A 12171-nucleotide genomic window follows, 5' to 3' on the forward strand; every position below is an offset into this window, starting at 1 on the left:
CTCCTGCGGGAAAAGAGCCAGGCGCTCACCGTGCGTGAGCGAGGGTCCAGCAGGCTCCCTGGGTGAGGGGGTTGGGCAGCGTCGTCCAGCTGTCGCCGGGCGGGGCGCCCGCGAGCTGGGCGAGCAGGTGGGCCTTCACCCGGATCCGCTCGCCGAACAGGGCCTCGCGGTCGGCGCGCACGTCGGGGGTGTCGGGGAGCGCGTCGAACGCCCGCCGCGCGGCCCGCGCCACGACGGCCCACAGACGTGACTCGGCGGTACGGTCGCCCTCCCCCAGAAGGGAGACGAGACTGCCGAAGGTGGTGCCGACGAGCGAGCCGAACAGCTTGGCGTGCAGGACGCCGGGGTCGTCGCTGAGCAGCCGGGGGCTGACGGGCGGCGTCCCGAAGCCGTTGCGGGCCAGCCGGGCCGGGCTGATCCGGACGTCGGCCAGGTCGCGGTAGACCAGCTCGACCGGGCGGCCCCGCCGGTCCAGCACGACCAGCAGGTTCTGGCCGTGGGCCTCCAGCGCGACCCCGAGGGCCAGCAGGCCGAGCGCCGCCGCCGTCGCCGCGCCGGCGAAGGCCGCCAGCCACTCGCCGGCCCGCTCGCCTCGTGGCGCGTCCCACTGGGCGGGGGCGGTGAGAGCGGCGACGGGCAGCACGGTGTGGCCGGGCACGCGGGGCGTCGGATCGCGCAGCATGACGGACAGGTCGGCGGTGTGCTCGCCGCGCACGGCCCCCGCGGCGCCGGACAGGTAGCGGGCGATGCGCGGACGTCCGCCGAGCCGCGCCGACAGGGCGGTGAGCAGGTCCGACAGGGGGACGCAGTCGCGTACCGAGCCGGGGGAGATGTCCCTGACGCCGGAGGTCATCCGGGTGGTGAACGCCGTCTTGAGGTGCGGGCCGCCGTCCAGGGGCGCGAGGGTCCGTACGGACATCAGCGGATGGCACGGCAACGCCCCGATCGCGTACGGGTGCACCCCCAGCCCGGCCAGCACGTGCCGGGTCTGCCAGGGGTGGACGGGCAGCAGCAGCCGGTCGCCGTCCATGAGCGAGCCCGGCCACGGCCCGGTGACCAGGCATTCGGCGGCGGGCACCGCCACCAGGTCGAGCGCGACGACGGGCCGGTGCTCCGGCATGTACGCCAGTTGCTCGGCCACCGACACCCCCGGCCGGTTGCGGCAGCCCGGATGGTAGGGATGGCCGTCGACCACGCTCTGCTCGTACCGTTCCGGTCCCGGCTCGCGGAGCGGGGAGGCCGCGCCCGCCCGGGACAACGCCAGGGAGGCGACGCTGTTGTCCAGGTCGGCGACCAGCCCCGCCGCGCCGGGCAGGCCGAGCGCCGCCAGCAGCTCGGCCGGGTCCGTGTACGGGACGCCGTCCAGCCGCAGCACCGGCTCGTCGGCCAGGTCGTACGGCAGCCGGGCCCGGCCGGTCAGCTCGCGGCCGTCCGAGAGCCGTACGCGCAGGTCGGCACCCACGGCGACCGGCTCGGCGAGGCCCGGCAGGGGCTCGCAGAGCAGGCCCCGCCACAGCCGTCCCATGACGGCGGCCCGCGCCCCCGGCAGGGCCGCGGCGTAGCCGGGCGTGAGGTCCGGGCGCACGGCGGCCAGCTCCCTCGCGAACCGCGCCGCAGAATGCCGCATGAACCCCCCCCGTATCCAGGAACATGCCCAGGTGAGCACCCTGTGGACACTGATCGGTACAAAAGGGTAGGACAGGTCGCCATGGCATATATCGACGGCCTCCTCCCACCGGCCGGCCCGGCATCCGAGGCGCAAGACCACCAGGCGGCGGACGGGGCCGCGGACCTCGCGGTGACGGCCCTGCTCAACTGCCTGCTCCGCGAGGTGGCCGAACCCGCGACCGCCGAGGACGGCGTGTGGGTGCTGCCCGCGACCGGGCACATCCTGCACGTCCGCCCCGGACGGTACCCCGGCGCCCCCGCCCTGCGCACCCCGGGCGGCCCGCGCCCGCTCTCCCTGGCCGCCCTGGTGGCGCTGACCGAGGACGAGCTGCGGACGCGCACCGGCCACGCCAACCCGTCCCTGGCCAAGGAGATCATGGAGAGCCGGGACGTCATGGCCGCGCTGCTGTCGGCCCAGCGCGCCACCACCCCGCCCGCCGACCTGTACCTGCGCTCGGAGCAGGCGCTCGTCGCCGGTCACCGCTACCACCCGGCCCCCAAGGCGCGCGGCGGATCAGGCCCGGACGCGTGGCTGCCCTACTCGCCGGAGGCCCGCGCGAGCTTCGCCCTGCCGCTGCTCGGGGTGCCCGCCGAGGCGCTGGTCGAGCAGGGCGACGCGAGCGCGCTCGACCGGCTCGGCCCGCCCGCCCCCGACGGACTGACGCTGCTGCCCGCCCACCCCTGGCAGGTGGAGCTGCTGGGCGGGCTCAAGGAGCTGCGCCACCTCGGCGCCACGCCCGCGCGGGCGGTGGCGACGGCCTCGATCCGCACGGTGTACCTGCCGGAGGCGGACCTGTTCTGCAAGTTCAGCCTGGACGTGCGGATCACCAACGACATCCGCCGCCTGTGGCTGCACGACCTGCGCTGGCTGGGCCTGATCGACGACCTGCTGGGCGTGGCGTTCGACGACCTGCCCGAGCACCGGCCGCGGCCCGCCGTCCTCGGCGACCGCGGTTACCGCAGCCTGGAGCTGGGCGGGGACGGCGGCGAGGCGCTGGCGGTGATCGTCCGCGACGGGCTGGGCGGGCACCTGCGGCCGGGGCTGACGGCGCTGCTGGCCGCGGGGGTCAGCGAGGGCTTCCCCGGCAACCCGCTGGACGGCCTCGACGCCGGCCAGGCGCTCGTGTGGTGGCGGCGTTACCTCGACCACGTCGTGCCGCCGGTCCTGCACGCCTACTTCCGCCACGGCGTCGTGCTCGAATGCCACCTGCAGAACGTGCTCATCGGCGTGGACGGGCGAGGCCTGCCCGGCCAGGCGATCTTCCGCGACCACGAGGGGGTCAAGCTGACCGCGGACCGCCACCGCCTGCCCGGCGCCCGCACGCCCGTCGTGAGCCCCGCCTACGGCTGGGAACGGCTGCTGTACTGCCTGGTCGTCAACAACCTCTGCGAGATCGCCGGAGCCGTGGCCGAGCGGCACCCGGAGCTGCGGGCCGAGCTGTGGGCCGGGGCGAGGTCGGTGTTCGCCGGCTGCGCCGAGGACCACGGCGAGCCCGAGGAGCTGCGCGAGCTGCTCGCCGGCGCGTACGTGCCCGCCAAGGCCAACCTGCTGCTGCGCTGGCTGGAGGCGGACGGCGCGGACATGCGGTGCGTGCCGATGCCCAGCCCTTTGCGACTCTTTACGCCATAAGCTATCCTCGCCGAGGACAACCGTTTACGGTGTATCGAATTCACGGAGGCCACCGGTGACCACGGCGAAGCTGCACGACGGAAGCACCATCGAGACAGAGGTCCACGGGTCGGGGCCGGTGCTGCTCCTGGCCGTCAACCCCAAGCCGATCGAGGGCGAGGCGGCCGAGGAGATGCGGAAGTGGGGGGCCGACCCGGCGCTCGGCCGCTCGCTCATCGACGGCCTCTCCGACGGCTTCCGCGTCGTGGCCTTCGACTACGAGGGCCACGTCCTCGCCCATCCCAAGCCGGACACGCTCACCCCCGACAACGTGGCGGCCGACATGTTGTCGGTGGCCGACGCGGTCGGGGCCGACCGGTTCGCCTACTACGGCTACTCCTGGCTGGCGCTCAGCGGGCTCCAGCTCGCCCTGCGCACCGACCGGCTCTCGGCGCTGGTCATGGGCGGCTACCCGCCGCTCGGCGGGCCCTACGCCGAGATGCTGAAGGTCACCGAGGCCACGTACCGGATGGCCGTCGCGCCCAGGACCGCCACGCCGCCGGCCACGGGGACGGGCGAGCCGGGCGACTGGTCGTCGACCGAGGTGACCCTGAGCGAGGGGCAGGCCAGGCAGTTCGCCACCCTGTACCGGGCGCTGCGCGGGTTCGACGACGGCCAGGTGCGCCTGTCCTGCCCCCGGCTGTGCTTCGTCGGCTCCGCCGACGAGATCGTCTACGACGAGCGGTGGGGCGGCACCCACGTCAGCATCGCCGGTCCGGTGCTCCGTGAGCGGGCCGCCATCGAGGCGCTGGGCTGGGACGTCGAGGTGCTCGACGGGCTCGACCACGCCGGGGCCATGCAGGCGGCGAACGTGCTGCCGATCCTGCGGCCGTGGCTGGAGAAGGCGCTGTTTCTCCCGGCCTGAGCTGGGCAGATGCCCGGCGGGTCCGGGAACGGGGGGAACATGGCGAAGGGGAGCGGCCGCGACGGCGTTCAGCCGGTCGATGAGCCCATCGGGAAGCTGGAGCTCGTGCACGCCTTCGAGTCCGGTCCGATGCCGACCGGCGTCACGGTCTCCCGTGCCGGCCGGATTTTCGTGAACTTCCCCAAATGGGGTGACGACGTTCCGGCGACCGTGGTCGAGCTGCGGGACGGCGACGCCGTCCCCTACCCGGACCAGGAGTGGAACACCGAGGCCGACGAGCCGTCGAAGTGGCTGGTCTCGGTGCAGAGCGTGGTCGTCGATCCCATGGACAGGCTGTGGATCCTCGACACCGGCAGCCCGATGTTCCGGCCCACCAGGAAGGGCGGCCCCAAGCTCGTCTGCGTCGATCTGGAGACCGACACCGTGGTCAAGGTCATCATGTTCGACCGCGGTGTCGCCCTGGAGACGTCCTACCTCAACGACGTGCGGTTCGACCTGCGCAAAGGGGTCGCCTATCTCACCGACTCCGCCGACAAGGGGCCCAACGGGATCGTCGTGGTCGACCTGGCCAGCGGGCAGGCGTGGCGCCGGCTGCACGACCACCCGAGCACCAAGGCGGAGCGGCCGCCGGACTTCGTGCCGGTCGTGGAGGGCCGGCCGTTCCTGGAACGACCGCAGGACGGGCCGCCGTCGCCCGTCCTGATGGGGTCGGACGGCATCGCGCTCCCGGCCGGCGGCGAGCGGCTCTGGTACTGCCCCCTGCTCTCCCGCCGCTGGTACAGCGTGTCCACGGACGCCCTGGTCGACCGCACGCTGGACGACGCCGAAGTGGCGGCGACGGTCAGGGACGAGGGCGACAAGGGCGGCTCGGCCGACGGCCTGGAGGCCGACGACGCCGGGCACATCTACCTGACCGACTGGGAGCACAACGCGGTGCTGCGCCGGATGCCCGACGGCACGATCGACACCCTGGTGCACGACGCCCGCCTGCTGTGGCCGGACACGCTGTCGGTCGCCGACGGCCACCTGTACGTGACCGCCAACCAACTGCACCGGCAGGCCAGGTACCAGGAGGGGCGGGACCGGCGGCGGTACCCGTACGCGCTGTTCCGGGTGCCGATCGACGCCGGCCCGGTCCGGCTGGTCTAGCGGCGCGGGTGGCCGCGCCTCTCCTGCGCCGGCTGAGCCTCTTCGGACAGCCCGGGGCGCGTGGGCAGGGTCTGGGTCATGGTTTGCCGCCTTCGTCGACGCGGTATGCCCGCTACGTAGAGGTACTGATCAGATACCGAACGACGCCATCGCTAAACCTCTGCACTGGCCACATGGGGGGCTTAAGGCCGATGAATGCCGCTAAATACGACAGGTTTCCCGACGGCGTGACCGTCCTGGGGGCGTCATGTCGCTGAACGCACGCATCGGCAGGATCGAGAGCCTGCTCGAACGGGCCGAACCGCCCGCCGTCGAGCTGGCCCAGGCCCTGCTCGACCTCTACGGCGAGGGCCTGACGCGGATCATGGCGGCGGCCGACGACGACCTGGCCGCCCGGCTGGCCGCCGACGACGTGGTCGCACACCTGCTGCTGCTGCACGACCTCCACCCGATCGACGTGCGGACCCGGGTCGAGGACGCCCTGCGCGGCACCGGCGCCGAGGTGATCGCGGTCGAGGGCGACCTCGTACGCCTGCGGCTCGCCGACGGCGACGGCTCGGCGGACGCGGTGCGCCGGGCAGTGCGCGACGCGGCCCCCGAGGTCGAGCAGGTCGAGATCGTCCGGTCGGCGTCCGGCGTGGGGGCCGGCAGATGGACCACGTGAGGCGCATCGCCCGCGCCGTCCTCTACGGCGGTTACCTGCTGTGGCCCAGCCGCCACTCCGCCCCGCCCGACCGGCGGCGCTGGACGTTCGGCGGCGTGCACCCCGAGTCGTACGGCCGGGCGCACGAGGGCAACCCGTGGCTGACCCAGACCCAGTGCCTGCTGGAGGCCGGCGGCGACGACGTCGTGGACGTGCACGTGCGCTTCCTGCACCTGGTCACCTGCGAGGTGGCCGTGCAGCGCGAGGGCGAGCTGGTCTGCGTGCCCGAGCTGACCGTCGGCGGCGCCCGCCACCTGCCCAGGGAGGAGGCCAAGGAGCGGGAGGTGGCCGAGACCGGGCTGCGCCTGGCCGACCTGCTGGCCTGCCCGGCCGGCATGGAGATCCACGTGCCGCCGGGCCAGCGGGCCGAATGGCTCGACGGCGAGGGCGTGCTGCTGCGCGGCTGGGAGGCGCTGAGCGGCCGGGCCGAGGTGTTCGCCGAGCGGCTGCGCGAGGGCCTGTTCCGGCTCACCGTCCGGGTGGCGAACACCAGCGCGTGGCAGGGCGACTCGCGCGCGGAGGCCATGAAGCACACCCTGATCTCCGCGCACACGGTCGTGAGCTCGCCGGGCGGCCGGTTCGTCTCGCTGACGGAGCCGCCCGAGGGGCTGCGCGCGCTCGCCGCGGGCTGCCACAACATCGGCACCTGGCCGGTGCTGGTGGGCGAGGAGGGCGAGCGGCACACGATGTTGTCGGCCCCGGTCATCCTCTACGACCATCCCAAGGTCGCGCCGGAGGGCGGCACGTTCGACGACATGGAGATCGACCAGCTCCTCGACCACTGCGCCGCGCTCACCCCGGAAGAGCTCATGCGCCTGCACGGCACCATGCGGGAGACGTGACATGGACACTCGGTACCCGACGGAACGGCCGGGCCCGGCCGAGGCGATCGTCGACGGCGTGCGGCTGGCCCCGGGCAGCCGGGTGCGCCTGCGCCCGAAGAGCCGCGCCGACATCCTCGACCTCGCGCTCAACGGCCGCCTCGCGGTGATCGAGAGCGTCGAGCGGGACGACGACGGCGGCTTCCACGTCGGCGTCACCCTGGCCGGCGACCCGCTGCGCGACCTGGGCGAGTCCAGGCTGCCGTGCCACCGGTTCTTCTACTCGGCCGAGGAGCTCGAACCCGTCGGAGGAGGCTGCCGCCCGCGCGTCCTGGTGGCCGGGATCGGCAACGTCTTCCTCGGCGACGACGGCTTCGGCGTCGAGGTCGTGCGCCGGCTGGCCGACGACGACCTGCCCGCCGACGTGCTCGACTTCGGCAGCCGCGGCCTCGACCTGGCCTACGCGCTCCAGCGCGACTACGAGGCCGCGATCCTCGTGGACGCCGCGCCGCGCGGCGAGCCGCCGGGCACGCTGACCCTGCTCGAACCGGACATGCCCGGCCTGGGCGGCATCGCGGCCGAGAGCCACGGCCTCGACCCGGTCAAGGTGCTGCGCATGGCGCGCGAGCTCGGCCGGGTGCCCGCGCGGGTGCTCGTGCTGTGCTGCGAGCCGGCCCGGCTGGTCACCGACGACGTGCTGGTGGAGCTGAGCGAGCCGGTGCGCGGAGCGGTCGAGGAGGCGGTCCGGATGGTGCGCTCGCTGGTCATGGACGTGCTGGCGGAACGGGCCTGACCCCGTCCGGCTCGCCGGGCACCGAGCGCATACGGCCGATGATGGCGGTCGTCGAGCGGTCGGGCAGGTAGTCCAGCACCAGCACCTCGCCGCCGAGCGAGCGCACCAGCGGCGCCTCCGGCAGCATCTCCGGGGTGTAGTCGCCGCCCTTGACGTAGATCTCCGGCCTGATGAGCCTGAGCAGGCGTTCCGGGGTGTCCTCGTCGAACTCGGTCACGTAGTCCACGTCGTTCAGGGCGGCCAGCACCGACATGCGGTCCTCGCACGGGTTGAGCGGGCGTCCCGGGCCCTTGAGCCGGGTCACGCTGGCGTCGCTGTTGACCGCGACCACGAGCACGTCCCCGAGCTGCCCGGCCTGCTCCAGGTAGCTGACGTGGCCCCGGTGCAGCACGTCGAAGCAGCCGTTGGTGAACACGATGCGCTCGCCCCTGCGCCGGTGCTCGTCCAGGAGCTGGGCCAGGCGCTCGGCCGCCTGCACGGTGCCCTCCTGGCGGCGCAGGGCGCGCAGCAGCTCGTAGCGGGTGCAGATGGACGTGCCCGCGCGGCGTACGACCACGCCGGCCGCGGCCTGGCCCGCCTCGGCGGCCTCCTCCGGCGTCGCGCCGGCGGCCAGCCAGAGCGAGAAGGCCGCGGTGTAGGTGTCGCCCGCGCCGGTCGCCATGTGCTGCGGCGCGGGCCGGGCGTAGGTCCGGTACGGCGGGCAGCCGGCCCGGTGCAGCAGCGTGCCCTCGCCGTCCAGGGTGGTCACCACGATCCGGGCCCCGGTGGCGGCCAGGATCTGCGCGGACCGCGCCATCAGGTACGCCGGCCGGTCGGCCGCGGCGTCCACCTCGCCGAGCAGGCCCACCACCTCGGCGTAGTTGGGCAGCACCGCCGCCGGCGCGCACTCGCCCCAGGGCGCGACCGCGTGCGCGTCCACCACGAGCAGCGGCAGCCCGGCCAGCGCCCGGCGCACCGCCGGGGTGAACACGCCGCCGCCGTAGTCGCAGGCCACGACGACGTCCGCGCCCGCCACGGCCGCGGAGACGCGGGCCAGCAGCTCGCGTTCGGCCTCGGGCGGGATGACGTCGAGGTCCTCCTCGTCGTAGCGGGCGGTGAGCTGGCCGCTGGTGACCAGCCGCCGCTTGTGCGCGGTACGCCGCCCCGGCACCGCCTGCAGATCCGTCTCCACGCCGAGCAGGCGCAACGCCTGGACGAGCTGGTCGCCGCAGGGATCGTCGCCCACGACGCCGACGAGCCGGACGCGGGCCCCGAGCGCCGCCAGGTTGGCCGCGGTGTTGCCGGCCCCGCCCGGCGCGTCCTCGACCGCCTCCAGGCTCATCACGGGCACCGGCGCCTCCTGGGCCAGCCGCTTGGCCGAGCCGTGCAGCCACGAGTCGAGCATGACGTCGCCGACGACGACCGCGCTGACCGTCTCTTCCCTCAGGGTGCCCATAGAGGGCGAGTACCTGTAGAAGCCCAGATCAAACGCATAACGGCTCAAATAGGTTCGTCCGATAACCGAAGTTATGGGCCATCCCTGCCGGGTAGCCCGGCCGCTATGTACGGCCCTTCGGACACCGGGCTGCTGCCCAGGCGGGCCTGCCACCTGGAGCTGCCGACCACTGTCGCGGACAGGAGCGCGGAATGCTACGACTACATGCCGGGGACCCCATGACGGCCCGGCCCGGCCTGGTCGAGGGCGTGCGGAGCATCGCCGTCCTGCGGGCCAACGCGATCGGCGACTACCTGGTCGCGCTGCCGGCCATCGAGGCGATCAAGCTGGCCTACCCCGACGCCCGGCTCACCCTGCTCGGCACGCCGTGGCACGCCGAGTTCCTGTCCGGGCGGCCCGGTCCGGTGGACGACGTGGTGGCGCTGCCGCCGATCACGGGGGTCTCGACGTCGGAGACCGGCTACGCGGTGCCCGGCGGGGCCCGCGCCGAGCTGCGGGAACGGGCGTTCGACCTGGCGGTGCAGATCCACGGCGGCGGGCGCTTCTCCAACCCGTTCCTCCGCTCGCTCGGGGCGCGGGTGACCGCCGGGCTGCGTTCCCCGGACGCCGAGGAGCTGGACCGGTGGGTGCGCTACACGAACTTCCAGCACGAGACGCTGCGCTTCCTCCAGGTCGCCGAGCTCGTCGGCGGGGTCGCCGGACAGCTCGAACCGGTGGTCGCCGTCACCGGCCGCGACCGGGCGGAGCTGGCCGAGTCGTTCGGCGAGCCGCCGGCCGGGCTGGTCGCGCTGCATCCGGGGGCGACGGACCCGCGGCGGCGCTGGCCCCCGAACGTTTCGCCGAGGTGGCCGACAGGCTGGCCCGGCCCGTCGCGGTGACCGGCAGCTGGGCCGAGAAGGACCTGGTGGAGGCGACGGTCGCGGCCATGCGCGGGCGCGCGCACCCGGTGCTCCCCGTCGTCGGCACGCTCACCCTCGGCGGCCTGGCCGCCCTGTACGAACGCTGCGACCTGGTGGTCGCCAACGACACCGGCCCGCGCCACCTCGCCGCGGCCGTCGGCACGCCCACGGTCGCGGTCTACTCGTGCGTCAACTTGATCAACGCCGGGCCGCTCAGCAGGACCGCGCACCGGCCGCTGATCTCCTGGACCACCCGCTGCCCGACCTGCGGCGCGAGCGGCGTGGACGTGGAGGCCGAACGCTGCGAGCACGACGGGACGTGGGTCGCCGACGTCTCGGTGGACGACGTGACAGAACAGGCAGAAGACCTACTGAAGGGAAACCGGGATGACTGACCAGGCCGTGCTGGACGAACTGCAGGAAGCCCTGGACGAGGCGTTCCAGGGACGGGACCGGGTGGCGATGCGCGAGGTGTACGCGCGGGTCTCCGCGCACGTGCACATCCCCGCCGACATGCTGGCCCATCTCAACGAGGTGCCCGAGGGCAGCTACTCCAGGGAGGAGATGGCCGAGGCGATCAACGACGTCATCAGGCGGCGCGGCGAACAGGACAGCCTGGGCCTGCTGAGCATCCCGCGGCAGCGGCCGGTGGAGGAGACCGCCGCCGCCGAGCGGGCCGTCGCCGACGACACGCCGCTCGAATCCCTCAACCCGCCCCAGAACCCGCCGGACGACGGCCAGGCCCCGGAGTTCCGCGAACCGGGCGCGTAGTCTAATTAGACCGTTCGTTCTTGAATGTGGTAGCTTCACCGCGTGGCACGGAGCAAGGAGTTCGATCCCGAGGTCGCGCTCGACCGGGCGCTCGACCTGTTCTGGGAGCGCGGTTACGAGGCGACCTCGATGGCCGACCTGGTGGAGCGGCTGGGGCTGGCGCGGGCCAGCATTTACGGCACCTTCGGCGGCAAGCGGGAGCTCTACGTCAAGGCGCTGGAGCGCTACCTGGCCCGGCGCAACGTGGTCGAGCCGCTGGCCCAGCCTGGGCCCGCGGTGCCGGCCGTACGCGCCTTCCTCGACGCGTACGTGGCCGAGATCCTCGCCGACGAGCTGCGGCGCGGCTGCATGGTCGTCAACACGGCCGTGGAGTTCGCCTCCCGGGACGCCGAGCTGGCGCGCCGGGTGACGGCGAGCTGGGCCGAGCTGGAGACCGCGCTGGCCGCCGCGCTGGTGCGCGCCCGCGCCCAGGGGGAGATCCCCGAGTCGAAGGACCCCTACGCGCTGGCCAGGTTCCTGCTCGTGCTGCTCCAGGGCCTGCGCGTGCTCGGGCGGGCCGACCCCGACCCGCGCCGCCTGCGCGACGCGGTCGAGCAGGCCATGGTCGCCGTGCAAATTTGAGACCGATCGTTCTAGGAGTTTGTCGTGTTCGAAGGAAAAGTCGTGCTGGTCACCGGGGCCACCGGGGTCGTGGGCCGGGCCGCCGCGCTGGCGTACGCCAGGAAGGGCGCGTCCGTGCTGGCCGCCGGGCGGGACACCGGGCGGCTCGGCGCGGTGGTCAAGGAGATCGAGGCGGCGGGCGGCCGGGCCGCCGGCTTCACCGCGGACGTCACCGACTCGGCCTCCGTCGCCGCCATGGTGGAGGCCGCCGTCACCCGCTACGGCGGGCTCGACGTGGCGCTGAACGCCGCCGGTGTGTTCGGCATGCTGGCCCCGGTGGCCGACTACGACGAGGACACCTGGGACACCGTGCTCGCGGTGAACCTCAAGGGCGTGTTCCTGTCGATGAAGCACGAGATCGCCTACATGCGCGAGCACGGCGGCGGCGTGATCGTCAACGTGGCCAGCAACCTCGGCGCCCACTGGCGACTGCCCGGGGCCGCCGCCTACGCCGCCTCGAAGGCCGCGGTGAGCCACCTGACCCGCACCGCCGCCCGCGACCACATCGCCGACGGCGTCCGCGTCAACGCCGTCAGCCCCGGCCCCATCGACTCGCCCATGTCCACGCGTCCCGGCGAGACGCCCGCCGAGCGCGACGAGCGCATGCGGCACGCCCTGCCGATCGGCCGGGTCGCCACCCCGGAGGAGATCGCCGCGGCCGCGCTGTGGCTGTCCTCGCCGGAGTCCAGCTTCGTCGTCGGCCAGGACCACGTGATCGACGGCGGCGCCACGGCCTGA

General features: G+C 73.9%; 13 protein-coding genes. 11 read left to right on the top strand and 2 right to left on the bottom strand.

Translation table 11 applies throughout. From position 1 onward, the window contains the following. Positions 1–25: 25 nt before the first annotated feature. Positions 26–1627, bottom strand: coding sequence for an IucA/IucC family protein (locus ACNF49_RS06410; RefSeq protein WP_482943078.1), 1602 nt, complete (start codon positions 1625–1627; stop codon positions 26–28). Between the two features lie 81 nt (positions 1628–1708). Here ACNF49_RS06410 and ACNF49_RS06415 point away from each other — a divergent pair, with 81 nt between their 5' ends. The 6 genes from ACNF49_RS06415 to ACNF49_RS06440 all read left to right on the top strand — a co-directional run bounded on the left by ACNF49_RS06415 (position 1709) and on the right by ACNF49_RS06440 (position 7668). Beyond that, a complete protein-coding gene (locus tag ACNF49_RS06415; protein ID WP_357975082.1) occupies positions 1709–3298 on the top strand; it encodes an IucA/IucC family protein in 1590 nt (529 codons plus the stop codon). A 55-nt stretch (positions 3299–3353) separates the two neighbouring features. Continuing rightward, positions 3354–4202 (top strand): alpha/beta fold hydrolase, encoded by an 849-nt coding sequence (locus ACNF49_RS06420; RefSeq protein ID WP_482943079.1) that lies wholly within the window; start codon positions 3354–3356, stop codon positions 4200–4202. 39 nt (positions 4203–4241) lie between these two features. Continuing rightward, positions 4242–5351: an L-dopachrome tautomerase-related protein gene (locus ACNF49_RS06425; protein WP_357975077.1), complete on the top strand. Its 1110-nt coding sequence runs from the start codon at positions 4242–4244 to the stop codon at positions 5349–5351. Positions 5352–5598: 247 nt separating this feature from the next. Further along, positions 5599–6015: a NifU-related iron-sulfur-binding protein gene (locus ACNF49_RS06430; protein WP_482943080.1), complete on the top strand. Its 417-nt coding sequence runs from the start codon at positions 5599–5601 to the stop codon at positions 6013–6015. Next, positions 6003–6896 (top strand): hypothetical protein, encoded by an 894-nt coding sequence (locus tag ACNF49_RS06435; RefSeq protein ID WP_357975071.1) that lies wholly within the window; start codon positions 6003–6005, stop codon positions 6894–6896. The genes ACNF49_RS06430 and ACNF49_RS06435 overlap by 13 nt, the downstream gene beginning before the upstream one ends. A 1-nt stretch (position 6897) precedes the next feature. Continuing rightward, complete coding sequence (locus ACNF49_RS06440; RefSeq protein WP_357975069.1) at positions 6898–7668, top strand: hydrogenase maturation protease; 771 nt, start codon at positions 6898–6900, stop codon at positions 7666–7668. On the opposite strand, the gene rfaE2 is transcribed toward ACNF49_RS06440, so the two are convergent. Further along, positions 7640–9103 carry a D-glycero-beta-D-manno-heptose 1-phosphate adenylyltransferase gene (rfaE2, locus tag ACNF49_RS06445; RefSeq protein WP_482943081.1) on the bottom strand — a complete coding sequence of 488 codons (1464 nt, stop codon included), beginning with the start codon at positions 9101–9103 and terminating at the stop codon, positions 7640–7642. The genes ACNF49_RS06440 and rfaE2 overlap by 29 nt on opposite strands. Before the next feature lie 191 nt (positions 9104–9294). On the opposite strand from rfaE2, the gene ACNF49_RS06450 reads away from it, so the two are divergent. The 5 genes from ACNF49_RS06450 to ACNF49_RS06470 are packed head-to-tail and all read left to right on the top strand — an operon-like array spanning position 9295 to position 12171. Beyond that, entirely contained in the window at positions 9295–9981 is a 687-nt protein-coding gene (locus tag ACNF49_RS06450) for a glycosyltransferase family 9 protein (protein ID WP_482943082.1), read from the top strand. Then, on the top strand, positions 9948–10397 hold the full coding sequence (locus tag ACNF49_RS06455; RefSeq protein WP_482943083.1) for a glycosyltransferase family 9 protein: 450 nt from the start codon (positions 9948–9950) through the stop codon (positions 10395–10397). The genes ACNF49_RS06450 and ACNF49_RS06455 overlap by 34 nt, the downstream gene beginning before the upstream one ends. Beyond that, the gene (locus tag ACNF49_RS06460; protein WP_357975060.1) at positions 10390–10773 is read left to right on the top strand and encodes a hypothetical protein; all 384 of its coding nucleotides are present in this window, start codon (positions 10390–10392) and stop codon (positions 10771–10773) included. Before ACNF49_RS06455 ends, ACNF49_RS06460 begins: the two co-directional genes overlap by 8 nt. Positions 10774–10815: 42 nt before the next feature. Next, the gene (locus tag ACNF49_RS06465; RefSeq protein ID WP_352320698.1) at positions 10816–11394 is read left to right on the top strand and encodes a TetR/AcrR family transcriptional regulator; all 579 of its coding nucleotides are present in this window, start codon (positions 10816–10818) and stop codon (positions 11392–11394) included. Positions 11395–11418: 24 nt separating this feature from the next. Beyond that, positions 11419–12171 carry an SDR family NAD(P)-dependent oxidoreductase gene (locus ACNF49_RS06470; RefSeq protein ID WP_357975057.1) on the top strand — a complete coding sequence of 251 codons (753 nt, stop codon included), beginning with the start codon at positions 11419–11421 and terminating at the stop codon, positions 12169–12171.

It is taken from the genome of Actinomadura sp. ATCC 39365, assembly GCF_054392275.1.

What these genes read in the sequence shown, in the direction of transcription:
- ACNF49_RS06410 (WP_482943078.1), bottom strand. Translation starts at nt 1,627, where the DNA reads ATGCGGCATTCTGCGGCGCGGTTCGCGAGGGAGCTGGCCGCCGTGCGC.
- ACNF49_RS06415 (WP_357975082.1), top strand. Translation starts at nt 1,709, where the DNA reads ATGGCATATATCGACGGCCTCCTCCCACCGGCCGGCCCGGCATCCGAG.
- ACNF49_RS06425 (WP_357975077.1), top strand. Translation starts at nt 4,242, where the DNA reads ATGGCGAAGGGGAGCGGCCGCGACGGCGTTCAGCCGGTCGATGAGCCC.
- ACNF49_RS06430 (WP_482943080.1), top strand. Translation starts at nt 5,599, where the DNA reads ATGTCGCTGAACGCACGCATCGGCAGGATCGAGAGCCTGCTCGAACGG.
- ACNF49_RS06435 (WP_357975071.1), top strand. Translation starts at nt 6,003, where the DNA reads ATGGACCACGTGAGGCGCATCGCCCGCGCCGTCCTCTACGGCGGTTAC.
- ACNF49_RS06440 (WP_357975069.1), top strand. Translation starts at nt 6,898, where the DNA reads ATGGACACTCGGTACCCGACGGAACGGCCGGGCCCGGCCGAGGCGATC.
- rfaE2 (WP_482943081.1), bottom strand. Translation starts at nt 9,103, where the DNA reads ATGGGCACCCTGAGGGAAGAGACGGTCAGCGCGGTCGTCGTCGGCGAC.
- ACNF49_RS06450 (WP_482943082.1), top strand. Translation starts at nt 9,295, where the DNA reads ATGCTACGACTACATGCCGGGGACCCCATGACGGCCCGGCCCGGCCTG.
- ACNF49_RS06460 (WP_357975060.1), top strand. Translation starts at nt 10,390, where the DNA reads ATGACTGACCAGGCCGTGCTGGACGAACTGCAGGAAGCCCTGGACGAG.